This is a genomic window from Vescimonas coprocola, from assembly GCF_018408575.1.
GTDB classification, from domain to species: domain Bacteria; phylum Bacillota; class Clostridia; order Oscillospirales; family Oscillospiraceae; genus Vescimonas; species Vescimonas coprocola.
On record NZ_AP023418.1, the window covers coordinates 586,129 to 609,074 of the forward strand.

Below are 22,946 nucleotides of genomic sequence, written 5' to 3' on the forward strand. Positions count from 1 at the left end.
GAGAGAAATTTGTCAATACTTCACAATCGACACAAGATAAGGGATATTACAGAGAAAAGAAAGCACAAAATATAGTGATCCTGCGGAAAAACGCCGGGGAAGCGGGAGGATTTTCACAGAAGGGGCCTCGTTTTTTTCAGGAAAGTGTGGTATATTGGGAAAAACGGATACGAAAGGGGCGGATCACGGGATGGAACTGCGGGAACTGCTGGAGATCGGGCCGGGACTGACGGCGCTTATCGGCGGCGGCGGCAAGACCACGCTGATGTATCATCTGGCGTCGGAGCTGCGGCAGCAGGGGACGGTGCTGGTGTGTACCACCACCAAGATATGGCCCCCGGCGCACCTGAGGGTCTGCACGGAGGAGGGGACGCTGCGGGAGGAGCTGCGCCGCCGGGGCATCGCTTGTACCGGGACGCCTACGGAACAGGGGAAGCTGACGGCCCCGGCCATAGATAACTGGGAGACCATGGCGGATTTCGTGCTGGTGGAGGCGGACGGCTCGGCGGGGCGGCCCTTCAAGGCCCATACCGACTGGGAGCCGGTGCTGCCGGAGGAACGGCAGGCAACGGTCCTGGTGATGGGGGCTGACGGCTTCGGCAAGCCCATCAGTCGCATGGCCCATCGGCCGGAGCTGTATGCCCGGCTGGCGGGCGCCACGGAGGATCAGGAGGTAACGCCGGAGCTGGCGGCCCGTGTGGTGCGTCTGGAGGGCCTCCACGACCGGGTGTTTCTGAATCAGGTGGACCGGGCGGAGGAGTGGCCGCTGGCCCGGCGGCTGGCAGCGGTGCTGGACTGTCCCGTAACGGCAGGGACCCTGCGGGAGGGCCGGTGGCAGCGACTGAAGTGATGACGGGAAAAATTTTTGCAGATAGGGCTTGTATCCGCCGGCCATCTGTGGTATAGTACCTCCAACAAAAACATATGCCCCCAAGAAACGGACAGAATCCAAGGAAACTGGCCGGGGAGGGGACTCTGGAGAAACTCACGACAGTGAGTGCCGAAGGTGCAAGGCCCGCGGGCCGAATCTCTCAGGCAAAAGGACAGAGCGACCGGGCCGCCCGCAGGGCGGCGAGCGGTGGTTTCTCCGGAGTCGCTGGCACAGGCCGGCGGCTCCTTTTTTCGCAGAGGGGCAGGGAGGAGACACATTATGGAAGCGGTATTGCAGGTGGTACAGCGCATCAACTTTTATCTGTCGGATTATATTCTGGTGTTCCTGCTCATCGGTACGGGTCTGTATTTCTCCGTCCGCACCCGATTTGTGCAGGTACGGTGCTTCGGTGAGGGGATGCGGGCGGTGTTCGGGGAGTTCAATATGCAGGGCGGCAGGCAGAAGGGGGGCCTGTCCTCCTTTCAGGCCCTGACCACCGCCATCGCCGCTCAGGTGGGTACCGGCAACATCATTGGCGCCTGCGGTGCCATCCTGCTGGGCGGGCCGGGGGCCATCTTCTGGATGTGGATCATCGCCTTTTTCGGCATGGCCACCATCTACGCCGAGGCGGTGCTGGCGCAGGAGACCCGCCGGGTGGCCGAGGACGGCAGCGTCAGCGGCGGGCCGGTATACTACATCAAGCGGGCCTTTCCGGGGAGATTCGGTACGTTTTTAGCGGGCTTTTTCGCCGTGGCGCTGATTCTGGCGCTGGGCTTCATGGGGTGCATGGTGCAGTCCAATTCCATCGGGGAGACCTGCGCTGCCGCCTTCGGTGTGCCGTCGTGGGCGGTGGGCATCGCGGTGGCGGTGCTGGCGGTGGTGGTGTTTCTGGGAGGCATCCAGCGCATTGCCGGGGTCACGGAGAAGCTGGTGCCGGTCATGGCGGCGCTGTACCTGCTGGGGGGACTTGTGGTGCTGGTGTGCCGGGTCCGGTACCTGCCGGAGGCGGTGGGGATGATCTTCCGCTACGCCTTCGTCCCCAACGCCATCATCGGCGGCAGCTTGGGCTATGCCCTGAAAATGGCCGTCAGTCAGGGGGTCAAGCGGGGGCTGTTCTCCAATGAGGCGGGCATGGGCTCCACACCTCATGCCCACGCCATGGCCAAGGTGAAGCATCCCCACGAACAGGGCGTGGTGGCCATGACGGGTGTGTTCATCGATACCTTCGTGGTGCTGACCATGACGGCGCTGGTGGTGATCTCCACTTTATATGCCGGAAACGGCATCCTCTCCGCCGGGACAGCGGAGGGCGTCAGCAAGGCCAACATGGCGCAGCTGGCCTTCGGCACGGTGCTGGGCAGCCGGGCAGGCAGTATGTTCGTGGCGGTGTGCCTGCTGTTCTTCGCCTTTTCCACCATCCTCAGCTGGAACTTCTTCGGGCGGCTCAACGTATCGTGGCTGCTGGGGGAGAAGGCCGTGGGGGTGTATTCGGTGCTGGCCATCGGGTTCATCTTTCTGGGCTCGTGCCTGTCCAACGACTTGGTATGGGAGCTGGCGGATCTATTCAACCAGCTGATGGTGCTGCCCAACGTACTGGCGCTGGTGACGCTGGGCGGACTGGTGGCAGCGGCCTGCCGGAGGAAGTAACGGCGGCGGAGACGGGAGACCGTCCCCGCTTTTCGGTGTTCCGCCCATAGACTTTTCCGGCGGGATGTAGTATCATGAGAGGCAAGATATCTGGCCCTGCGGGGCAGAGGAGGAACGAACATGGAATCCACACTGAGGCGCACCTGGGCGGAGATCGATCTGGATGCGCTGGCGCATAATTATCAAACACTGCGGCGGCGGACGGGGACAAGGTTCGTGGGCGTGGTGAAAGCGGATGCTTACGGCCACGGGTCGGTGCAGGTGTCCCGAGTGCTGGAGGAGCTGGGGGCGGACTATCTGGCGGTGTCCAGTCTGGACGAGGCCATGGAGCTGCGGGCCGGGGGCATCACCATGCCCATCCTGATTCTGGGCCACACACCGCCGGAGCGGGTGGAGGAGCTGCTGCGCTACCACATCACGCAGGCGGTGACCTGCGAAGCCAAGGCACTGGAGTACAGCGCCGAGGCGGTGCGCTGCGGCGGCACGCTGAAGATCCACATCAAGGTGGACACCGGGATGTCCCGGCTGGGCTTCCTGTGCGGAGGCGATCACTTTGAGACAGGGGTGGCGGGCATCTGTGCTGCCTGCACCCTGCCGGGACTGGAGGCGGAGGGTATCTTCACCCATTTCGCTGTGTCCGATGAGGCGGATACAGAGAGCGACGCCTATACACGGGAGCAGTTCGACCTGTTCTGCCGGGTCATCGGGGCGGTGGAGCAGCGGCTGGGACGGAGGTTCCCCCTGCGGCACTGCGCCAACACCGGGGCGGTGGCCCGGTGGCCGGAGACGTATCTGGACATGGTGCGGCCGGGGCTGCTGCTGTATGGCTGCGGTGAATTTGCCGGGCAGCTGGGCCTGCGGCCGGTGATGACCCTGAAAACCACCGTCAGCACCATCAAGGTCTATGAGCCGGGGACCTCCGTCAGCTATGGGCGGCGGTTCGTCACGGACCGCACCACCCGCATGGGCGTGGTGCCTTACGGCTACGCCGACGGATTTTTCCGGTGCCTGTCCGACCGGTGGCAGATGATGACGGCTGAGGGGCCTGCCCCTCAGCGGGGACGCATCTGCATGGATATGTGCATGATCGATCTGACGGATCGGCCCAGCGTGGACGTGGGGGACGAGGTGGAGATCTTCGGGCCGGACAACTCCGTCAACGATATGGCGGAGCAGGCGGGGACCATCCCCTATGAGCTGACCTGCGCCGTCAGCAAGCGGGTACCCCGCATCTATCTGCGGCAGGGACAGGAGATCGCACGGGAGCTGCTGCTGCGGTTTTGACGAAATAGTAAAAGAGGGCTGTGGCATTTGCCACAGCCCTCTTTTTCGGAGAAAACGATTACAGATCCAGCTTCAGGTCGCCGGGCTTGATCCAGCCCCACTTCCGCAGAGGCATGGCGAACAGCCACGTCAGCACCGCCGGCAACACGAAGGAGATCAGCGCCAGCCCCAGCCAGTCCATGGCGCCGATGCCGGGCTTCAGTCCGGCGGCCACGTCGCTGACCCAGCCGGTATATACGCCGATCTGCCCCACCAGCCCGCAGGTGCCCATGCCGCTGGACACGGCGGGGCCGTTCATTTGCAGCTCAAAGACGCAGGTGGCGATGGGACCGGTGACGGCGGCGGCCAGCGTGGGGGGGATCCAGACACGGGGATTGCGGACGATGTTGCCCATTTGCAGCATACTGGTGCCAAGTCCCTGCGCCGCCAGACCGCCCCAGCGGTTCTCCGGGAAGCTCATGACGGCGAAGCCGATCATCTGGGCGCAGCAGCCTGCTACGGCAGCACCGCCGGCCAGACCCGTCAGGCCCAGCGCCAGACAGATGGCGGCAGAGGAGATGGGCAGCGTCAAAGCCACACCGATGACCACGGAGACGATGATGCCCATGAAGAAGGGCTGGAGCTCCGTGGCCCACATGATGGCCTGTCCCACGGCGGAGGCGGCCTTGCCCACCGGGGCGGCAATGAGGGCGGCGAAGCCGATACCCGCCAGCACCGTGACGATGGGCGTCACCAGAATGTCGATCTTAGTCTCCTTACTGACGGCCTTACCCAGCTCGGCGGCCAGAATGGTGACGAACAGCGCCGCCAGCGGGCCGCCGGCTCCGCCCATGGAGTTGGTGGCGAAGCCCACGGGGATCAGGGAGAACAGCACCAGCGGCGGGGCCTCCAGCGCCCGGCCGATGGCTACCGCCATGCCGGGGCCCACCATGGCGGAGCACAGGCTGCCGATGGCGTAGGCCACGGCCCCCTCGCCCTTGCCGATGGTGACGATGCTCTCCGTCAGGAAGCCGATGTGCAGCTGCGTCCCCAGAGTGTTGAGGATGGTCCCCACCAGCAGGGTGCAGAAGAGACCCTGCGCCATAGCTCCCATGGCGTCGATAAAGTAGCGCTTGGCGGAGAATGCGATGTTCTTCCGGGCCAGAAATGCTTTGAATTTGTTCATGAGTGTCCCTCTCTTATTGGTAAACTTTGGTGTCTTGACACATGACCACTTTCCAATATTATAGCGGCTCTTTTCCATTTGTCAACAGAAAAATTCCCGGCGGAGGGAGGGCCTCCGCCGGGAAAAGGGGAAATGGTCGTTCTTTTAGGGCCGGTGGTCACTCCACCAGAAAGCCCCGCTGGCGCAGAAGCTGCAGCAGATGCTCATAGGCGGTCTCGTCCGGGCAGGAGAGAGTGTGCAGATGCACACCGCCGGTGAGCTGGGACAGGGGGGCGGCCCCGTCCATGCGCTTCATGAACTGATCCACGTCCAGACGGCTGGACAGGTGAAGGGGAGCGGTAAGCTGCCCGTAGACCGGGTGCTCCACGATGACGTCCACCACGGTACAGCCGCAGTCCACCATGGCGTCGAGCTCGTCCCGTGTCTCCTCGGCAGAGTGTATACAGGCGATGCGGCGCAGCAGGCCATTTTGTGCGGGGATCACATAGCCCCGTGCGGTGGCGGTGATCTCCTGACCGGCGGCACGCAGCAGGGCGATATCCCCCACGATGATCTGACGGCTGACGCCCAGCTCCTGAGAAAGGGTCGTGGCGCTGATAGGTGCTTGGGATGCGGAAAGCAGCCGGGCGATTTGCTGGCGGCGCTCCGAAGCAGTCATAGCAGACATGGCAAGGTCTCCTCTTTTGAAAATCTCTGGTCATTATACACCAACTGCCATTTTTTGGCAAGCACTTTTTAGCGTATAGAGAGGTTGTTTTCTGTTATGTGACGAAAACGTGACGAAACTATGGGGGATTTGGCGGAAAGGATTTCACTATCTGCGCTGTGTATGCGAAAATCGCTGTAAAATGGGATCATGAAACCTTACTAATATGAGATAAAATTAATGTGGATGCTAAAAATTTGGCGGCGGGAGGGCGTGGAATGATACCGACGACAAAAAGCGGCAGGCTTTTTCCCGGCGGGCGAATTGACAAGGGGAGCGGTGTGTGTTACAATTTGGTTACAAGTGTATGGTTCTATTAAAGAAGGGAGTTATTCAAATGGCTGAAAACAAAAAGACCGAGGGTCTCATCTATAAAAACCACCCTCTGCGCCGTATCGACAACATCATTTACTACGGCAGCATGGCGGACAAGTACATCATTATGCTGCAGATCCTGGACACCAAGAAGGAGCAGGACATGGACGTGGCCACCCGTGTGTCCGTGCAGCTGCAGCTGACGGATCCCGACCTGAAGTCCCGTGACCGGGTGGTGAAGAAGTCCGAGAAGGACAGCCTGTACGCAGCCATGGACGTGGGCTCCATCTGGCTGGAGCGGGCTCTGGCCGGGAAATAAGCGAGAGAAAGGGTGTCCAGCATGACACGAAAATTTCTGCTGGCGGCGCTGGTGATCCTGCTGGCGGCTTTGTGTACGGTGCATTTCACCACGGAGCGCACACCGCCGGAGAATGTGGTTTCCCCCGCCGTCCACTTGGGCATGGTGGTGCCAAGAGAGGCGCTGGAGAAGCTGAAGGCGGCGGAGACTGCGGCTCTGGCGGCCCCCCAGACGGCGGAGCCGACGGCAGACGTGACAGCGGAGCCTGCGGAGGAGGAGAGCCTTCCGGCGACGGATACCTCCGTGCTGGCGGCGGCTGTCACCACTGACGCCCTCTACATCCGCCGCAGCGGCGATTGGGACGCCGAGGCGCTGGCGCTGGTGGACTATGGCACCACGGTGGCCGTCACGGGAAAGAGCGGCGGCTGGTATCAGGTGCGCTACGACGGCATCGAGGGCTATCTCTCCGGGGAATATCTGGACCTGCGAACCTCCGGCCTGACCGGCTACGGACAGGTGACGGCGGATGCGCTGAACCTGCGCTCCGGGGCCGGTACCGGCTATGGGACGGTGACATCCCTCCCCAATGGGGCGTGGGTGTCGGTGTCCCGGTTTGAAAACGGCTGGTTTTATGTAGACTACGACGGGGTGAGCGGCTACGTCTCCGGGGACTATCTGGAGCTGTCTGCCTCACGGCCCCAGCTCAGGGGAGATACCTCCTCCGATGGCGGTTCTTCCGGCGGCTCCGACGACCTACCCAGCGGCGGCAACGCTGGAACGGTCTCCGGATCGGCGTCGGATCTGGTGGCGCTGGCCCTGTCCTATCAGGGGGTGCCTTACGCCTATGGCGGGGCGTCTCCCAGCGGCTTTGACTGCTCCGGCTATACCATGTACATCTATCAGCAGTTCGGGGTGTATCTGCCCCACGGGGCCACGGATCAGCTGAGCTACGGCATGGCGGTGGGCTTCGGGGAACTGCAGCCGGGGGATCTGGTGTTCTTTCAGGATGCGGATTTCTCCTCCAGTGCCGCCTCCCACTGCGGCATCTACATCGGAGACGGGCAGTTCATCCACGCCACCTCCGATTCCCGCTTCAACTGTGTGAAGATCACATCCTTCAGCGAGAGCTACTATGCCAGTCACTTCCTGACGGGCCGGCGGTTGTTCTGAGGGGATAAGAGAACAAAAAGCATCGCATCTGCTATGCAGATGCGATGCTTTTTTTCTATTTCTATCGTGTTATGTTACCTATCAGAACAGACCGGAGATGACGCCGTTTTCGTCCACGTCGATGGCCTCTGCCGCCGGGGTCTTGGGCAGACCCGGCATGGTGAGAATGTCCCCCGTCAGGGCCACGATGAACCCGGCTCCGGCGGAGACCTTCACCTTCCGCACCGTCAGGATGAAGTCCTGAGGGGCCCCCAGCTTCTTGGGGTCATCGGAAAGACTGTACTGGGTCTTGGCCACGCACACCGGCAGGCCGCCGAAGCCCAGCTCCGTCAGGCGGTTGATCTCCCGGTCGGCCTCCTCGGTATAGGCCACATTGTGGCCGCCGTAGATTCTTTGGGTCAGGGCCAGCAGCTTGTCCCGGATGGGAAGGGCGGCATCGTAGGCGAAGCGGAAGTGGTTCTCCTGCTCCAGCGCCCGCAGGACGCCGTGGGCCAGCTCCATGCCGCCCCGGCTGCCCTTCTCCCACACCTCCGATAGGGCCACCTCCGCCCCATAGACGGCGCAGGCCTCCTGCACCAGCGCCAGCTCTGCCGCCGAGTCGCTGGTGAAGCGGTTCAGGGCCACCACTGCCGGCAGACCGTAGACCTGCGTGATGTTCTCGATGTGCCGCAGCAGATTGGGGAGACCCCGGCGCAGGGCTGCCGTGTCCTCCGTGGCCAGCTGGGTCTTATCGGCGCCCCCGTGGAGTTTCAGGGCCCGGACCGTGGCCACGATGACCACCGCATCCGGACGCAGTCCCGCCCTACGGCACTTGATATCCAGAAACTTTTCGGCCCCCAGATCAGCGCCGAAGCCCGCCTCCGTCACCACATAGTCCCCCAGCCGCAGAGCGGCCTTGGTGGCGGCCACGCTGTTGCAGCCGTGGGCGATGTTGGCGAAGGGGCCGCCGTGGATGATGGCGGGAGTCCCCTCCAGCGACTGGGCCAGATTGGGGCGGATGGCGTCCTTCAATAGGGCGGCCATGGCCCCCGCCGCCTTCAGATCCCCGGCAGTCACCGGCTGGCCGTGGCCGTTGTAGCCCACGATCATCCGAGCCAGACGGGCCTTCAAGTCTGTCAGATCCTCCGCCAGACACAGCACCGCCATGACCTCCGTGGCCACAGTGATGTCAAAGCCCTCCTCACGGGGTACGCCGTTTCCCTTGCCACCCAGACCGCAGAGGATGTACCGCAGCTGGCGGTCGTTCATGTCCACGCAGCGCCGCCACGTCACCTGTTGGATGTCCAGAGCGTTGCCCTGATAGATGTGGTTATCCACCATGGCCGCCAGCAGGTTGTTGGCGGCGCCGATGGCGTGGAAGTCGCCGGTAAAGTGGAGGTTGATGCCCTCCATGGGGGCCACCTGCGCCCAGCCGCCGCCGGTGGCTCCGCCCTTGAGGCCGAACACCGGCCCCAGAGAAGGCTCCCGCAGGGCCAGCACCGTCTTTTTCCCCAGCGCCGACAGGCTGTCCGCCAGTCCGATGCTGGTGGTGGTCTTGCCCTCTCCGGCGGCAGTGGGGTTGATGGCTGTGACCAGGATCAGCTTCCCGGTCTGGGGCTTGCCCGCTGTGGCGGAGGGCAGCAGCTTGGCCTTATAGCGGCCGTAGCACTCCAGCTGCTCCTCCGTCAGGCCCAGCTTTGCGCCGATGGCGGTGATAGGGAGGAGGGGGCAGCTCTGTGCGATCTCGATATCAGTTTTCATGAGTCAGTCCTCCTTATGCTGCCGTCTGCGGGATGCAGAGATGGTATTTTCCATGAGCATGGCCCGTGTCATGGGGCCTACGCCCCCCGGCACGGGGGTGATATAGGCCGCCTTTTCCGCCACGGCGGCGAAGTCCACGTCGCCGCAGAGCTTGCCCTCCTCATTGCGGTTCATAGCCACATCCACGACCACGGCGCCGGGTTTGACCATGTCGGAGGTGATGAGGCCACGGCGGCCCACGGCGGAGATGAGGATGTCCGCCCGACGGCACTGCTCCGCCAGATCCGGCGTGCGGCTGTGGCAGACGGTGACGGTGGCGTCCTCCGCCAGAAGCAGCAGGGCCATGGGCTTTCCCACGATGTTGCTGCGGCCTATCACCACACAGTGTTTCCCGGCGGGGGAGATACCATACGCCCGCAGCAGGGCCATGACCCCGGCGGGGGTGCAGGGCAGGAACCGGGGCAGCCCCAGCATCAGGCGGCCCACATTTTCCGGATGGAAGGCGTCCACATCCTTCTCCGGGCGGATGGCCTCCAACACGGCCCGGCTGTCCAGCCCCTCCGGAAGGGGAAGCTGCACCAGAATTCCGTCCACGTCCTCCCGGCGGTTCATGTCCTCCACCAGCGCCAGCAGCTCCTGCTGGGTGGTTTCAGCGGGCAGGTGATGGTTCAGGCACCGTACCCCGCACTGGGCGCAGTCTTTCTCCTTGTTGCGGACGTATACGGCGCTGGCGGGGTCGTCCCCCACCAGAATCACCGCCAGACCCGGCTGGCGGGGCAGGGCGGCGGCCTCCTGCCCCAGCCGCTCCCGCATCCGGGCGGACAGGGCCTTGCCGTCTAACAGCACGGCGCTCATGACGGATCCTCCGTCGGGGTTTCACCGGAGGTATCCTTCTGGGAGGGAGCCTCCGGCTCGGAAGAGACGGCTGGAGCATCCTCGGTGGGGGTCGCCTGAGCGGGAGACTCAGCTGCCGGGGCGACAGCCGCTTCGGCTGCGGCGGCATTGCGGGCCGCCACGATGTTGACATACAGCTCCTCCGGCTTGTGGGGATGGAGCTTGATGTTGTAGTACAGCATGAAGAGGGACACGAATACCATCACAAGGCTCAGGGCCTGCGACACCCGGATGGGCTGGCCACCGATGGTCCAGTTGAAGAGGTACAGGCTGTCGGTCCGCAGGCCCTCGACCCAGAAGCGGCCGATGCCGTACCACAGGAAGTAGAACCAGGTGTTCTCGCCGTCGAAGCGGCGGGCCTTGGATACCACGAAGATGATGAGCAGCAGGCCCACCAGATTCCACAGGCTCTCATACAGGAACGTGGGGTGGACCTCCACCAGCTGGCCGGTGACGGTGGTCAGCTGCATCCGCCAGGGCAGGGTGGTCTCGGCGCCGAAGGCCTCCCGGTTCATGAAGTTGCCCCACCGGCCGATGCACTGGCCGATGAGCAGGCCCATCACCGCAAGGTCAAGCATGGCTCCCAGCTTATAGCCCCTGTGGCGGCTGATGCAGATGCCCACGATGACCACGGCGATGACGGCACCGTAGATGGCAAGGCCGCCGTCCCAGATGGCGATGGCCTTGCGGAAGCTGAAGCTGCCGTCGCTGTTTTTGAACTGATCCAGATAGAACAGCACATAGTAAATTCTTGCCCCCACAATGGCGCAGGGGATGCCCCACAGAACACTGTCCAGCAGGTCGTCCTCGGTGATGCCGTACTTGGATTTCTGGTTCATGCACCACCAGATGGCGATGACCAGACCAAGGGCGATGAGGATACCGTACCAGTAGATGCCGTTGCCGATGTCCAGCGCCTTGGAGCTGGCGGTAAAGGCCCAGTCCCCGAACAGGCCGGGGAACCGGATGGGGCTGTCAGTCATAATTTGCATGATGATTCCTCCTTGGGATAAAGTGCAGAGCGCCGTGCGCTCGAAGGGATGGGGTGGCTTCAGGCCTGCGCCGCCAGCTCACGGGCCAGCCGCTCCACCACGCCGGGGGCGTAGGGCAGCTCCAGCCCGGCATCTGCCAGCGTCTCGGCGTAGAGCTTGCTGCCGCCGGAGGCGCACAGGGCGTGATATCTGGCCCAGCCGTCCACGGGGTCGGCGTCATAGGCGGCCTTCAGCTGCTGGGCGCAGACGATGGAGAGGGCGTAGCTCACCACATAGCGGGGGAGCATATAGATGGCCATGTTGGTGAACAGATCGCAGCCGGCCAGCACCTGCTGCCGCCACGGCTCGTTGTTCTGGGCCCGGCCGAAGGCCTTCTCCGTGCGGTCGAACTCCTCCGCCCACTGAGAAAGAGAGGCATCCGGGTGCTCATAGAGCCACGTCTCGAAGGTGTGGATGGAGCAGAAGGCGCACAGCTCCTTGATGAAGTCGTAGCGGTGCTCCGTCAGGAACTGGGGGGCGTGAGGGCCGAAGAACTCCCGTGCGTAGGGGAGGGTCAGCAGCTCCATGGTCTTGGAGTAGACCTCCGCCAGATCGGGACTCAGCCCCACATAGTCCGCCAGCGGCTGGCTGCGGTAGGAGAGGTAGCCCTGAAGGCCGTGGCCCAGCTCATGGGTATAGACGGTGACGTCGGAGCCGGTGCCGTCGCAGTTGGCGAAGATGAAGGGCATCCCGCAGGGGGCGCTCAGCATATCGCAGAAGCCCATGCCGGAGATCTTGTTGGGGGAGCCTGCCACGTCCAACAGGTCGTGGCGGATCATCTCGTCGAAGAAATGTCCTGCCTCCGGACTCAGGGCGTGGTACATCCGGCGTGCAGCCTTAGGAAGCTCCTCTGCCGCCACGGGGACGGCGTTGCCCTCCGGGAACACCAGCGCCCGGTCATAGGGCAGCAGCGTTTCCACCCCCAGCCGCTGGCGCTGCTGCTCCTGCATTTGCAGATACAGGGGCGTGATGTACTTTTGCACCTGACGGCAGAACTCGTCCAATTCCGCCCGGCCATAGCCCAGACGCTGCATACTGAGATCGCCGTAGTCGGCAAAGCTGTCGAAGCCGTTTTCACGGGCCAGCTGGTTCCGGGCATGGACCAGCTCCCGCAGGAGCTTTTCCATTACGGGGCCGTTTTCCACGGCGGTCTGCTGCTGGGCGTCATAGGCGGCCTTGCGGCGCTCCCGGTCGGTGCTGGTCAGCGCAAAGCGCAGCTGGCCGCCGCTGAGAGTCTCGCCCTGCACCTGATACTTGGCGGAGGCCACCAGCTGCTGGTATTGGGCGGTGAGCCGGGAGATGCGGGCCTGCAGCTCCTTGCCGCCGGTGTGGAGCCGCTGGTCCAGCGTCAGCAGGCGGCGCAGCTGGGGGCCGAAGGCCTCATCCACCGCCGCAGCGTAGGGACTCTCTGCTATGGCCATGGACAGAGACTGCGTATCCAGCGTCTCCAGTCGGGGCATGGTCTCCTGCAGCTCCCGCTGATAAAACTCGTCAGTGACATCGTGGAAGGCCCGGATGAAGGCGATGCTCTGGCAGAGGGATACCTCCTGCTGGAGGGCATCCCGCTGCCGAACCACCTCCAGCAGATCCTCCGAATCTTGGGCGTCCTTAGCCCGCTGGGTCAGGGCGTCGTACCGGGCCTGAAGGGCCTCTACATCGGGGCTGGTATAGGGAAGATCGGAAAATTTCCAGTTGTCATTCATGATCAGTCCTCCTTGGGATAGATAACGGACAGGGCTGCACGGCTGCGGCAGATGTGCTCCCGGATGAAATCCAGCACATCCTGCGGGGTGATGCTGTCGTAAATTTCCGGGAAGCGCAGGGGATCAAAGTGCTGGAAGCAGCCCTCCACCAGCGAAATAGCGATGGAATCGAAGGAGTTGAGACCCTTCAGGGAGGCCCCGAAGTTCCCCCGCTTCATCCGCTGCCAGTAGTCCGGATCCAGACCCTCACGGGTCAGGCGTCGGGCCTCCTCTAAAATGGCCTCCATCACGGCGGCGGGATCGTTGCTGTCGCCGCCGGCATAGGCGTAGGCCGCACCGGGCAGCAGGTCGAAGGAACTGCCGAAGGAACCGTTGATAAGGCCCTGACTGTACAGTCGAGAGAACAAGGGACTGGAGTCCCCCATGAGGATATCGCAGGCCAGATCCCCCAGAATATCCCAGCGCAGCCGCTGCTCTCCCTCCGGGGGAGCGGGGCATTTGAAGCCCACCAGAAACGACGGCATGGATACCTCCATCCGGCAGGAGGTCTCCGACTGAGCGGGGGTGTCTCCCTCGCTGCCACCGTAGTCACGGGGGATATCCGGGCCGCTTTCCGGGGGCAGGATATCCTCCGCCGCCCGGAACACCGCCTCGGCGTCCAGATCGCCCACCGCCACCAGACACATATTGGCGGGGGTGTAGAAGGCCTTGTGGCAGCGGTACAGGGTCTCGGCGGTGATGCGGGAGATGCTCTCCACGGAGCCGGCCACGGGGATACGGGCGGGACTCTCCCGGTACAGGGCCTGCAGCATCCGCTTATAGACCTGCCACTCCGGGTCATCCTCGATCATGCCGATCTCCTGAGCGATAATGCCCTGCTCCTTGGCCACGCTCTCGTCGGTGAAGTACGGCATCGACACAAAGGACAGCAGCTGCCGCAGATTCTCGTCAAAATGCTCCGTGCAGTCGAAGTAGTAGGCCGTCATGGCATTGCTGGTAAAGGCATTGGGCTCGGCGCCATTTTTGGCCATCTCCTGCATGGCGTTTCCGTCGGCGGTGTCGAACATCTTGTGCTCCAGATAGTGGGCGATGCCCGCCGGGGTATCCTGCCATGCGCCGTCCTGCTGAAAGCGCAGGTCCATGCCGCCGTAGCGGGTGGCGAACATGGCGTATTTCCGGGTGTAGCCGGGCTTGTGGACCACATAGGCCGGCAGACCGTTTTTCAGGCGGCGGAAGGTCACCGTCTCGTCAATGCGGGGATAATACATCCTCACGCCTCCTTTCCCTTCAGGAAGTAAATGGTATCCAGCTGCACGCTCTGGGCTGCCGCACGGATGCGCTCCGGGGTCACCTGCCGCAGCAGCGCCGCCATCTCCTCCGGGGTCTCCCGGCGGCCGGTGGCCGCCAGCCCCAGATAGTAGTTCTCCAGCGCTCCCTGAGAATCTCCCAGCGCCTGCAGGGCGCTGAGCAGACTCTCCCGTGCCGCCGTCAGCTCCCAGTCCTCCCAGAGGCCCTGCCGGATCTCGTCCAGCTGGCGGAGGATCTCCGCCTCGGCCCGGTCATAGTCCGCCGTCTCGATGCCGGAGGACACCGTCAGGATGCCCTTGGAGCGGACGTAGGTGCTGGAGGCATAGTAGCAGAGGGAGAGCTTCTCCCGGACGTTCAGAAACAGCTTGGAGTTGCTGGAGCCGCCGAACATGAGGTTTGTCAGGATCATGGCGGGCTCGTCATCGGTATCGCAGCGGAAGCCAATGGAGAGCTTGCCCTGCGTCACGTCCATCTCCTCCGTCACCAGTCGGGGCTGGGAGGGAGCGGCGAACCGTCGGGGCGGCTCCGGCTCCGTTTGGGGGCCACGGGTCAGGGAGGAGAAGGCCGTCAGCAGGGCCTCCTCCACCCGATGGCACTCGGCGCTGCCGCAGTAGAACAGCTCCAGCCGGGAGGAGGACATCATCCGCTGGCTGTGAGCGTAGAGCTTCTGGTTGTTGATCTTGGCCAGCCCCGCCTCGTCACCGAAGCGGCTGATGCCATAGGGCTCCCCGGCGCACATCTCCTGCAAAAGCCGCAGATCGGCCCAGTCCCGCTTGTCGTTGCGGATGGAGCGGATGGCGTCGGCCAGATTGGCCTTCTCGCCCTCCACATATTCCTGCAGAAACCGGCCGCCACGGGTCACAGGGTCCAGCAGCAGCTCCCCCAGCAGCTCCGCCGCAGGCTCCAGCAGCGGTTCATTCCGGGAGACGAACCGGTCGTCGATAAAGCTGGCCACGAAGCCAAGGCACTGCGTCTCCCCCCGCTTGCGGATGGTGGGGCTGATCTGTGCGCCGTAGAGCCGATCCATGGCCGCAGCGAGCTGCTCCATGTCCGGGCAGCGCATGGTGCCGCGGTGCAGCACCGCCGGCAGCAGGGCGTTGTAGGACGCCGTTTCCTTGGCCAGCGGCGTGATGAATTGGGCCGACAGCACCCCAGTTTTGAATTTCCGGGCCGGCAGATAGGTCAGATACACATGGGGCATGAGCTCCCAGCGCTTCACTTCCATGAGATAGGCACCTCCATCGGGTCGTAATCAGGGCTTATTATACCGCAATCTGCATCGATTGAAAAGAGCCAGTTGCCGGAGCGGGGAATTTTTATGGGCAAAAGGAAGCGGGGCGGACAGAGGGTCCGCCCCGCAGGGGATATAGCTTTAGGAGGGGGAAAAACGATTTCAACTTGAACCTGTCATGTCTGTGTCGAAACGACGCCCCCTTCCGGGGTTCGGAAGGGGACGTCGGTCATGGGGGCATTACTTTCCCGACAGTTCCACGGCATGGCGGATGAAACTCATAGGCGGTACCGGCCGGGGTAGGGGCATGGTAAAGGTCATCTGAGGCGTTTTCGGCTCAAAGAGAGGCAGCCCATCGGCATCCGCCATCTCCGGCACGGTAAGGGAGAAGGGACGGGTATCCGGCCCCACCACCTCCACGGTATCGCCGGTGCGGAACTTGTTGCGGAGGCTCAGGGTGGCCAGTCCCTCCGGGGTGCAGTCCGTTACCACAGCGCAGATCTGCCAGTCCCGGATATAGCGGGAACTCTCGTAATACTGGCCGGGAGGGCCGTAGAAAAAGCCGGTGGAATAGTGGCGGTGGCTGACGTGCTCCACCTCATCCCGCCAGACGGGATCGACGGGGCGGCCCTGCGCCACGTCGTCGATGGCATGGCGGTAAGCCCCGGTGACGATGGCGGCATAATAGGCGGATTTGGCCCGGCCCTCGATCTTCAGGCAGTCCACTCCGGCGTCCATGAGGTCGTCCAGATGGTCGATCATGCACATATCACGGGAGTTCATGATGTAGGTACCCTTTTCGTCCTCGAACACTGGAAAGTACTCGCCGGGGCGCTTCTCCTCCATCAGGGCGTACTGGTAGCGGCAGGGCTGGGCGCAGGCGCCCCGGTTGGAATCCCGGCCGGTCATGTAGTTGGAGAGCAGGCAGCGGCCGGAGTAGGACACGCACATGGCCCCGTGGCAGAAGGTCTCCAGCTCCAGCTCCGGGGAGGTGCGGCGGCGGATCTCACGGATCTCGTCCATGCTCAGCTCACGGGCCAGCACCACCCGCTTGGCGCCCAGATCGTACCACGCCTGAGCGCAGGCGTAGTTGGCGATGGATTGCTGGGTGCTGATGTGGCGTTCACAGCGGGGAGCGTATTTTCCCGCCAGCGTGAAGGCCCCCAGATCCGCCAGAATGAGAGCATCCACCCCGGCATCGTTCAGGCGCTCCAGATGGGCGGGGAGGGCATCCACCTCGCCGCTGCGGGGCATGGTGTTGACGGTGACGTGGACCCGGACACCGTGGTCATGGGCATAGGCCACCGCACAGGGCAGTTCCTCCGGGGAGAAATTCCCGGCGAAGGAGCGCATCCCGAAGGAGGTGCCTGCCAGATACACGGCGTCGGCTCCATAGGCCACGGCCATTTTCAGCTTTTCCATGTCCCCGGCCGGGGACAGCAGCTCAGGCTTTTTTCTCATCATATCCATCAATCCGGGGCGTACATATCGCTGTTGACGAAGGCCAGATGCTCGTCATAGGTACGGAAGAAGTGGCTGACTCCATCCTTGCCGTAGGCAAAGTAGTAGTAGCCGGTGTCGCTGGGATGCACCGCCGCCTTGATGGAGGACAAACTGGGGTTGCAGATGGGGCCGGCGGGGAGGCCGCCGTGCTTATAGGTGTTGTAGGGGCTGTCCAGATCCGTGGAGAACTGGGTATCGTCCATGCCGGCGATGTGCAGGGCATAGTAGATGGTAGCATCGGACTGGAGGGCAGTACCGATCTCGGAGTTGTCGCCGCTGAGGCGGTTATAGAACACGGAGGAGATGTTGGCCCGCTCCTCGTCGTCACCGATGGCCTCCTTTTCGATGATGGAGGCCAGTGTGACGATCTCACGGAGGCTGTACTGGGAGTTCTCGATATCCGTCAGCAGCTCGCCGCTGACACGGGTCTGGAAGTTGGAGAGCAGGCGATCCAGCGCAGAGACGGCGTCCTCCTTGTGGAAGAACTCGTAGGTATCCGGGAAGAGGAAGCCCTCCAGCCGGGTGATGCTGCCCAGATTCTCGTTATCCACAAAGGTGTAGTCGAACACATGGTTCTTGGCGGCCTCCGTCAGGTCCTCCACGTTGGACACGTCGCTGTCGGCCAGCAGTTGGATGGTCTCCTGCACGGAGTAGCCCTCCGGGATGGTGACCTTCACCGTCCCGGCCACAGAGGAGCCCTGCTGCATGGAGTCGATGATGCAGTTGTAGTCCATGTCTGTGTTGAGCTCGTAGCTGCCGGGCTGGATGGTGTCCTTGGCGTGGAAGAGGGGACTGGTGATGACGAACAGCAGCTTATATTTGATGATGCCCGCCTTCTTCAGCTTGGAGGCGATCTGCCCCACGGAGTCGCCTTTTTCGATCTCCACCGTGGCGGTGAGAGGTGCCTTGTTCAGGGCGCACACGTCATTGACCATGAGCCAGCCCAGTCCCGCCAGCAGGCAGGAGCCCAGCACCACACCGGCACAGTAGATGGCCCAGAAACGGGTCCGGCGCATTTTCTTGCGCTGCTTGCGCTGAGTCTGCTGGCGGCGCACCTCGTCGGCGTTCCAGCTGGTGGTCTCGTTGTTTTTGCGGTCTGCCATAGATCGTTGTTCCTTTCTTTATCGCATTTTCCCCAGCGCAAATCAGACCGGACAAGATACCTTCCGGGGCGGTGGGGCATAGAATAAGCCAGTGAAGAACAAGTGAGGTGAGGTTCAAGTGTGCTTTGACAACAACAACTGCTCCTGCATCTGGCTGATCGTCATCGTTTTACTGGTGCTCTGCTGCTGCGGCGGCGGACAGAACGAGCGCTGCTGCGGCGGCGACTCCCGCTGCTCCTGCTGAGGGACATAGGGACAGACACATACCATAGGGTTCGGCCGAACCGGGACGGGACGCTGCGGCGTTCCGTCCTTTTTTACGGCAGCAGATCCGCCACACGCTCCAGAACCTCCTGATGGATGTCCTGAATACTGCGGATCCGGCCGTCCCGGTCGCAGCGGATGCGCTGCCAGCCGCACCAGTCCACCACACGGGCGGCGCTCTCCCGGCAGGAGCGGAGATAAGCTTCATCCTGCTCGTGAATGTCGGCGTGGGTATGGGTAGCCGCCTCCCTGCGGCGCATCATCTGCTCGGACAGCTCCGTGGGGAGATCCAGGTACAGCACTCGATCCGGAGCCGGCAGGCCCAGCTTCTGATACTCGAAGTCAAAGAGCCAGTCCACAAAGGGCCGCTGCTGCTCCGGCGGAAGCTTGGAGGTCTGGTGAACGGCGTTGGAGGTGGTATAGCGGTCGGCGATGAGCAGACCGCCCTGCTCATAGTAGCTGCCCCAGTCCTGCTTGTAGGAGGCGTAGCGGTCCACGGAGTAGAAGGCCGCAGCGGCATAGGCATTGACATCGCCGGGCTTCTGGCCGAAGGCCCCGCCCAGATACAGCCGTACCAGTGCCGAGGATTCCTCCTGATACCGGGGAAAGGTCAGCTTGCGGTAGGGGATGCCCCGTCGGGTCAGCTCCTGGCACAGCAGCTCCGACTGCGTAGCCTTGCCGGAACCGTCGGTCCCCTCAAATACGATGAGCTTTCCCTGCATGGCATTGTCCCTCCCGTTGGCTCGGAAAATTTTATCACACTATTCTACCACAGCTTTCCCCATTTGTCCACATGGGAAACTGGCGTTTACAGAATGGCAAAAACTTGATATAATCACAGAAACGATCCGAGCGGAGGACGAATGGATGCATATTTTTGACATGGACGGGACCCTGATCGATTCCAACGGCATCTGGCGGGAGGTGGATGAGGCCTTTCTGGCCAAGCGTGGCTTTCCCTACACCAAGGAGTACTATCAGGGGGTGGCGCACACCATTTTCCCGCTGGCGGCGGAGTTCACCAAGCGCTACTGCCATCTGGAGGAGTCTGTGGAGGATATCATGGCAGAGTGGATGGAGATGGCCGGGGACGCCTACGCCACACGGGTACAGGTGAAGCCCGGCGTGCGGGAGTATCTGGATCAGTGCCGCCGCCGGGGGCAGCGGATGATGGTGCTGACCTCCAGTGTTCCGGCCCACTGCCGGGCGGCACTGGGGCATCTGGGACTGATGCCATATTTTGAGGAGATCTTGTTTGCCCACGATCTGAAGATCGAGAAGAAGGACCCGGAGATCTTCCGGGTAGCGGCCCGACGCATGGGCGTGGAGCCGGCGGAGTGCGTGGTGTACGACGACTCTGTGGCGGCCTGCCGTGGGGCCAAGGCGGCCGGGATGCACACGGTGGGGGTCTACGATCAGTTCTTTCACGTCTCGTGGGAGGAGATGACACGGGTGTGCGATCGGACCATCCGGAGCTTCACAGAGCTGCTGGAGGATTGAAAAAACGGAATTGCCGAAAGAAGAAACAGGGGAGGGGACAGTGGATGCTGCCCCCTCCCCTGTGGCCATTACGGACGATAAAAAACGAAAACTTACCCACCGTGGACCGGTTCACACCTTACTTCACACCTTACTGTAACGGCTCACGCAGAGGTCATGGTGCAGAGCCACCCGGCCCTCGTCCACCAGCCAGTTGGACAGATGCAGGAAATTGCGCTGGGTGACGCTGATGCGGAAGGGATCATGAGTGTGGATGCCCTCCTGACGGCAGTAGGCATAGAGCCACTGGTCGGCGGTCATGCCGTCGGTGAGACAGCTCAGCAGCCGCCGCCCCTTATCGTGGATGGCGGCGATGTTGGCATCGATGACGGGACCAAGCTCTGTGACGCTGGTCTTATGGGCCAGCACATAGACCGGGCAGCGGAGACTGCGGAGAGACTCCATCACCGTCAGATCACGGGCAATGTGCATGATGGTGGGCAGCTTGAAGCGCTGCAACTGCTCCGGCCCCAACAGGCAGTCTGCCAGATAGGCAGTGCCGTCGGGGGTGATGAAGCCCATCTGCCCGGCAGAGTGGCCCGGCAGGGGCAGCAGGCCGAAACGGACGCCGCAAAAGTCCAGATGATCGATATCCGGAGAGATGAGAACGTCCGACAGGAAGCACTCCTCCGGAAACATGGACTGGATGGTGCCGTAGGTGAGGGTCTCGTAGTTGGCCCGGAAGGCGGTGGCATCGGCGCAGATGGCGGCCTCGATCATGGGCATAGCGATAGGGCAGCCGTAGCGCCGGCGGAGATAAGCGGCGTTGCCCACATGGTCGTAGTGAGCGTGGGAGCAGAGGATCCCCTTGGGGCGCAGACCGTGCTCCTCCAGCAGGGCGGTAAGACCCTCCCGGTCAGAGGCGGCGATGCCGGTGTCCAGCAGGACAATGTCCGTATCCGTCAGGCGGTAAAAGGGGATCAGGGCCGTGGCTCCCACGGCGGCCCATGTATCTTTATGTATGTGCAGCAGCTCCATAAGGCGTCTCCTATCAGTTTCTTTTCGTTGAGATGGTACCATCTTCCGCCGGAAAATGCAAGGCGGGGAGAGAGGACGGAAAAAATTTTGCTTTTCCCTCTATGCAAACGGGAAAAAATAAGGTAAAATACTCCCAAGTATCACATACGGAGGAAGAGCAATGGACGAACCGAAGTATAAACGGGTGCTGCTGAAGATCAGCGGCGAGGCACTGGCGGGCGAGAAGCACTTCGGCCTGGACTTTCAGGTGCTGGGTCAGGTGGCGGACGTCATCAAGGAGTGCGTGAACATGGGCGTGCAGATCGGCGTTGTCATCGGCGGCGGCAACTTCTGGCGGGGCGTGAAGAACGGCGAGGGTCACATCGAGCGCACCCGTGCCGACCACATGGGGATGCTGGCCACGGCCATGAACTGCATGGCGCTGGCGGACGTGCTGGAGCAGAAGGGCGTGGACGTCCGGCTCCAGACGGCACTGGAGATCCGTGAGGTGGCGGAGCCCTATATCCGGGCCAGAGCCGTCCGGCATCTGGAAAAGGGCCGGGTGGTGCTGTTTGGCTGCGGTGTGGGATGCCCCTTCTTCTCCACCGATACGGCGGCGGTGCTGCGGGCGGCGGAGATCAACGCCGACGTGATCCTGCTGGCCAAGAACATCGACGGCGTGTACGACTGCGACCCGGCCAAGAACGCCGACGCCGTGAAATTCGACGCCATCACCTATGACGAGGTGCTCAAGCGTCATCTGGCGGTGATGGATTCCACCGCCACCAGCCTGTCCATGGACAACCACATCCCGGTGCTGGTGTTTGCACTGAAAGACCCGTATAATATCGTGCGTGTGCTGCGGGGCGAAAAAATCGGAACGATCGTGAAGGAGGCATAACCATGCTGAAGGAACACTACAAGGTATACGAGGAAAAGATGAAGAAGAGCGTGGAGGCGGTGGAGCGTGACTTCGGAGCCGTGCGGGCCGGACGGGCCAACGCATCCGTCCTCAACCGCATTCAGGTGGACTACTACGGCACCCCCACCCCCATCCAGCAGATCGCTGCGGTGGCGTCCCCCGATCCCCGGACGCTGCTCATCACCCCTTGGGACGCCTCGGCCCTGAAGGGCATCGAGAAGGCCATTCAGGAGTCCGATCTGGGCATCAATCCCCAGAATGACGGCAAGTCCATCCGGCTGGCCTTCCCCCAGCTGACGGAGGAGCGCCGCAAGGAGCTGGTCAAGCAGATCCGCAAGTACAACGAGGGCGGCAAGGTGGCCATCCGCAACATCCGCCGGGATGCGCTGGAGGCGTTCAAGAAGATGCAGAAGGCCTCCGAGATCACCGAGGACGAACTGAAGCTGGCTGAGAAGGACCTGCAGAAGATGACCGACGACCACTGCAAGGAGCTGGATAAGCTGCTGGATACCAAAGAAAAGGAACTCATGTCTGTCTGATGGGCCTGTTTTCCAAAAAGAAGCATCATACGGCGGGGCAGGTGGATGAAAACCGCCTTCCCCGCCATATCGCTGTTATCATGGACGGCAACGGGAGATGGGCCAAGCGTCGGGGCCTGCCCCGCACCGCCGGACATAAGGTGGGGGCGGAGGTGTTCCGCAAGATCGCTACCTACTGCAAGGAGCTGGGAGTGGAGTACCTGACGGTATACGCATTCTCCACGGAGAACTGGAAGCGCCCGGCGGACGAGGTCAACACCATCATGGGCCTTCTGAAGCAGTATATGCTGGAGGCCATCGACTCCATGGAGCGGGATCAGATCCGGCTGCGGTTTCTGGGGGACCTGAGCGCCCTTTCGCCGGAGCTGCAGGAGCTGGCCCGGCGCACCAACGAGATATCCTCCCACATTCAGGGCTTTCAGGCCAACGTCTGCCTGAACTACGGCGGTCGGGATGAGCTGCTGCGGGCGGCCCGGCACTTTGCCGCCGACTGTGTGGAGGGCCGCTGCCGCCCGGAGGAGCTGGATGAGGAGCGATTCTCCGGCTACCTGTTTACGGACGGTCTCCCGGATCCGGAGCTTATCATCCGCACCAGCGGAGAGGAGCGGCTGTCGGGTTTTCTGCTGTGGCAGTGCGCCTATTCGGAGCTGTATTTCTGCGATACCCTGTGGCCGGACTTCGGGCCGGAGGATATGGACCGGGCTATTGTGGCGTATCAGCAGCGTGACCGCCGGTTCGGCGGGGTAAAATAAAGAG

At 62.7% G+C, this 22,946-nt stretch carries 22 protein-coding genes and 1 riboswitch; of the genes, 10 read left to right on the forward strand and 12 right to left on the reverse strand.

Annotated elements, in window-relative coordinates:
• Positions 1–190: 190 nt before the first annotated feature.
• The 3 genes from yqeC (at position 191) to alr (ending at position 3,802) form a co-directional block, all read left to right on the forward strand.
• Positions 191–850: a selenium cofactor biosynthesis protein YqeC gene (gene yqeC, locus KJS28_RS02925; RefSeq protein ID WP_213541665.1), complete on the forward strand. Its 660-nt coding sequence runs from the start codon at positions 191–193 to the stop codon at positions 848–850.
• A gap of 115 nt (positions 851–965) precedes the next feature.
• A riboswitch (glycine riboswitch) is annotated at positions 966–1,057 on the forward strand.
• Between the two features lie 93 nt (positions 1,058–1,150).
• Complete coding sequence (locus KJS28_RS02930; protein ID WP_213541666.1) at positions 1,151–2,518, forward strand: alanine/glycine:cation symporter family protein; 1,368 nt, start codon at positions 1,151–1,153, stop codon at positions 2,516–2,518.
• Between the two features lie 120 nt (positions 2,519–2,638).
• Complete coding sequence (gene alr / locus KJS28_RS02935; RefSeq protein ID WP_213541667.1) at positions 2,639–3,802, forward strand: alanine racemase; 1,164 nt, start codon at positions 2,639–2,641, stop codon at positions 3,800–3,802.
• A 58-nt stretch (positions 3,803–3,860) separates the two neighbouring features.
• Here the strand turns inward: alr and KJS28_RS02940 are convergent, their stop codons facing one another.
• Positions 3,861–4,967: a PTS sugar transporter subunit IIC gene (locus KJS28_RS02940; RefSeq protein ID WP_213541668.1), complete on the reverse strand. Its 1,107-nt coding sequence runs from the start codon at positions 4,965–4,967 to the stop codon at positions 3,861–3,863.
• 157 nt (positions 4,968–5,124) lie between these two features.
• Positions 5,125–5,634, reverse strand: coding sequence for a transcription repressor NadR (locus tag KJS28_RS02945; RefSeq protein ID WP_228298426.1), 510 nt, complete (start codon positions 5,632–5,634; stop codon positions 5,125–5,127).
• Positions 5,635–6,010: 376 nt separating this feature from the next.
• Here KJS28_RS02945 and KJS28_RS02950 point away from each other — a divergent pair, with 376 nt between their 5' ends.
• Both KJS28_RS02950 and KJS28_RS02955 read left to right on the forward strand, forming a co-directional pair.
• Positions 6,011–6,307 carry a hypothetical protein gene (locus KJS28_RS02950; protein ID WP_021857940.1) on the forward strand — a complete coding sequence of 99 codons (297 nt, stop codon included), beginning with the start codon at positions 6,011–6,013 and terminating at the stop codon, positions 6,305–6,307.
• Positions 6,308–6,328: 21 nt separating this feature from the next.
• Positions 6,329–7,456: a C40 family peptidase gene (locus KJS28_RS02955; protein WP_213541669.1), complete on the forward strand. Its 1,128-nt coding sequence runs from the start codon at positions 6,329–6,331 to the stop codon at positions 7,454–7,456.
• 81 nt (positions 7,457–7,537) lie between these two features.
• On the opposite strand, the gene KJS28_RS02960 is transcribed toward KJS28_RS02955, so the two are convergent.
• The 8 genes from KJS28_RS02960 to mltG all read right to left on the reverse strand — a co-directional run bounded on the left by KJS28_RS02960 (position 7,538) and on the right by mltG (position 17,969).
• The gene (locus KJS28_RS02960) at positions 7,538–9,196 is read right to left on the reverse strand and encodes a formate--tetrahydrofolate ligase (RefSeq protein ID WP_213541670.1); all 1,659 of its coding nucleotides are present in this window, start codon (positions 9,194–9,196) and stop codon (positions 7,538–7,540) included.
• Between the two features lie 3 nt (positions 9,197–9,199).
• Positions 9,200–10,051, reverse strand: a complete 852-nt coding sequence (folD, locus tag KJS28_RS02965; RefSeq protein ID WP_213541671.1) for a bifunctional methylenetetrahydrofolate dehydrogenase/methenyltetrahydrofolate cyclohydrolase FolD — start codon at positions 10,049–10,051, stop codon at positions 9,200–9,202.
• On the reverse strand, positions 10,048–11,082 hold the full coding sequence (gene lgt / locus KJS28_RS02970) for a prolipoprotein diacylglyceryl transferase (protein ID WP_213541672.1): 1,035 nt from the start codon (positions 11,080–11,082) through the stop codon (positions 10,048–10,050). The genes folD and lgt overlap by 4 nt, the downstream gene beginning before the upstream one ends.
• 59 nt (positions 11,083–11,141) lie before the next feature.
• On the reverse strand, positions 11,142–12,824 hold the full coding sequence (locus tag KJS28_RS02975) for a M3 family oligoendopeptidase (RefSeq protein WP_213541673.1): 1,683 nt from the start codon (positions 12,822–12,824) through the stop codon (positions 11,142–11,144).
• Positions 12,825–12,826: 2 nt separating this feature from the next.
• On the reverse strand, positions 12,827–14,092 hold the full coding sequence (gene yfmH, locus KJS28_RS02980; protein ID WP_213541674.1) for an EF-P 5-aminopentanol modification-associated protein YfmH: 1,266 nt from the start codon (positions 14,090–14,092) through the stop codon (positions 12,827–12,829).
• A 2-nt stretch (positions 14,093–14,094) separates the two neighbouring features.
• Positions 14,095–15,357 (reverse strand): EF-P 5-aminopentanol modification-associated protein YfmF, encoded by a 1,263-nt coding sequence (yfmF, locus tag KJS28_RS02985; RefSeq protein ID WP_213541675.1) that lies wholly within the window; start codon positions 15,355–15,357, stop codon positions 14,095–14,097.
• Between the two features lie 246 nt (positions 15,358–15,603).
• Positions 15,604–16,827 (reverse strand): peptidase U32 family protein, encoded by a 1,224-nt coding sequence (locus KJS28_RS02990; protein WP_213541676.1) that lies wholly within the window; start codon positions 16,825–16,827, stop codon positions 15,604–15,606.
• 5 nt (positions 16,828–16,832) lie between these two features.
• Complete coding sequence (gene mltG, locus KJS28_RS02995) at positions 16,833–17,969, reverse strand: endolytic transglycosylase MltG (protein WP_213541677.1); 1,137 nt, start codon at positions 17,967–17,969, stop codon at positions 16,833–16,835.
• Between the two features lie 118 nt (positions 17,970–18,087).
• Between mltG and KJS28_RS12610 the strand changes: the two genes are divergently transcribed.
• Positions 18,088–18,213: a hypothetical protein gene (locus tag KJS28_RS12610; protein WP_267873552.1), complete on the forward strand. Its 126-nt coding sequence runs from the start codon at positions 18,088–18,090 to the stop codon at positions 18,211–18,213.
• A gap of 73 nt (positions 18,214–18,286) precedes the next feature.
• Here KJS28_RS12610 and KJS28_RS03000 read toward each other — a convergent pair whose 3' ends face one another.
• Entirely contained in the window at positions 18,287–18,955 is a 669-nt protein-coding gene (locus tag KJS28_RS03000; protein ID WP_213541678.1) for a dTMP kinase, read from the reverse strand.
• Positions 18,956–19,100: 145 nt separating this feature from the next.
• On the opposite strand from KJS28_RS03000, the gene KJS28_RS03005 reads away from it, so the two are divergent.
• Positions 19,101–19,733 (forward strand): HAD family hydrolase, encoded by a 633-nt coding sequence (locus KJS28_RS03005; protein ID WP_213541679.1) that lies wholly within the window; start codon positions 19,101–19,103, stop codon positions 19,731–19,733.
• 123 nt (positions 19,734–19,856) lie between these two features.
• Here the strand turns inward: KJS28_RS03005 and KJS28_RS03010 are convergent, their stop codons facing one another.
• Complete coding sequence (locus KJS28_RS03010; protein WP_213541680.1) at positions 19,857–20,750, reverse strand: MBL fold metallo-hydrolase; 894 nt, start codon at positions 20,748–20,750, stop codon at positions 19,857–19,859.
• A 160-nt stretch (positions 20,751–20,910) separates the two neighbouring features.
• Between KJS28_RS03010 and pyrH the strand changes: the two genes are divergently transcribed.
• From pyrH to KJS28_RS03025, 3 genes are read left to right on the forward strand one after another with little or no spacing between them, the layout of a single operon-like run.
• Positions 20,911–21,630, forward strand: coding sequence for a UMP kinase (gene pyrH, locus KJS28_RS03015; protein WP_021857925.1), 720 nt, complete (start codon positions 20,911–20,913; stop codon positions 21,628–21,630).
• 2 nt (positions 21,631–21,632) lie between these two features.
• A complete protein-coding gene (frr, locus tag KJS28_RS03020) occupies positions 21,633–22,190 on the forward strand; it encodes a ribosome recycling factor (RefSeq protein WP_213541681.1) in 558 nt (185 codons plus the stop codon).
• On the forward strand, positions 22,190–22,942 hold the full coding sequence (locus tag KJS28_RS03025) for an undecaprenyl pyrophosphate synthase (protein WP_213541682.1): 753 nt from the start codon (positions 22,190–22,192) through the stop codon (positions 22,940–22,942). The genes frr and KJS28_RS03025 overlap by 1 nt, the downstream gene beginning before the upstream one ends.
• Positions 22,943–22,946: the final 4 nt, after the last annotated feature.

Coding starts and splice junctions, on each gene's coding strand:
- KJS28_RS02955 (WP_213541669.1), top strand. CDS start 6,329: ATGACACGAAAATTTCTGCTGGCGGCGCTGGTGATCCTGCTGGCGGCT.
- KJS28_RS03025 (WP_213541682.1), top strand. CDS start 22,190: ATGGGCCTGTTTTCCAAAAAGAAGCATCATACGGCGGGGCAGGTGGAT.
- KJS28_RS02960 (WP_213541670.1), bottom strand. CDS start 9,196: ATGAAAACTGATATCGAGATCGCACAGAGCTGCCCCCTCCTCCCTATC.
- KJS28_RS02950 (WP_021857940.1), top strand. CDS start 6,011: ATGGCTGAAAACAAAAAGACCGAGGGTCTCATCTATAAAAACCACCCT.
- KJS28_RS02990 (WP_213541676.1), bottom strand. CDS start 16,827: ATGATGAGAAAAAAGCCTGAGCTGCTGTCCCCGGCCGGGGACATGGAA.
- yfmF (WP_213541675.1), bottom strand. CDS start 15,357: ATGGAAGTGAAGCGCTGGGAGCTCATGCCCCATGTGTATCTGACCTAT.
- KJS28_RS03000 (WP_213541678.1), bottom strand. CDS start 18,955: ATGCAGGGAAAGCTCATCGTATTTGAGGGGACCGACGGTTCCGGCAAG.
- KJS28_RS03010 (WP_213541680.1), bottom strand. CDS start 20,750: ATGGAGCTGCTGCACATACATAAAGATACATGGGCCGCCGTGGGAGCC.
- alr (WP_213541667.1), top strand. CDS start 2,639: ATGGAATCCACACTGAGGCGCACCTGGGCGGAGATCGATCTGGATGCG.
- KJS28_RS02975 (WP_213541673.1), bottom strand. CDS start 12,824: ATGAATGACAACTGGAAATTTTCCGATCTTCCCTATACCAGCCCCGAT.
- folD (WP_213541671.1), bottom strand. CDS start 10,051: ATGAGCGCCGTGCTGTTAGACGGCAAGGCCCTGTCCGCCCGGATGCGG.
- lgt (WP_213541672.1), bottom strand. CDS start 11,082: ATGCAAATTATGACTGACAGCCCCATCCGGTTCCCCGGCCTGTTCGGG.
- pyrH (WP_021857925.1), top strand. CDS start 20,911: ATGGACGAACCGAAGTATAAACGGGTGCTGCTGAAGATCAGCGGCGAG.
- mltG (WP_213541677.1), bottom strand. CDS start 17,969: ATGGCAGACCGCAAAAACAACGAGACCACCAGCTGGAACGCCGACGAG.
- frr (WP_213541681.1), top strand. CDS start 21,633: ATGCTGAAGGAACACTACAAGGTATACGAGGAAAAGATGAAGAAGAGC.
- yfmH (WP_213541674.1), bottom strand. CDS start 14,092: ATGTATTATCCCCGCATTGACGAGACGGTGACCTTCCGCCGCCTGAAA.
- KJS28_RS03005 (WP_213541679.1), top strand. CDS start 19,101: ATGCATATTTTTGACATGGACGGGACCCTGATCGATTCCAACGGCATC.
- yqeC (WP_213541665.1), top strand. CDS start 191: ATGGAACTGCGGGAACTGCTGGAGATCGGGCCGGGACTGACGGCGCTT.
- KJS28_RS02940 (WP_213541668.1), bottom strand. CDS start 4,967: ATGAACAAATTCAAAGCATTTCTGGCCCGGAAGAACATCGCATTCTCC.
- KJS28_RS02930 (WP_213541666.1), top strand. CDS start 1,151: ATGGAAGCGGTATTGCAGGTGGTACAGCGCATCAACTTTTATCTGTCG.
- KJS28_RS02945 (WP_228298426.1), bottom strand. CDS start 5,634: ATGTCTGCTATGACTGCTTCGGAGCGCCGCCAGCAAATCGCCCGGCTG.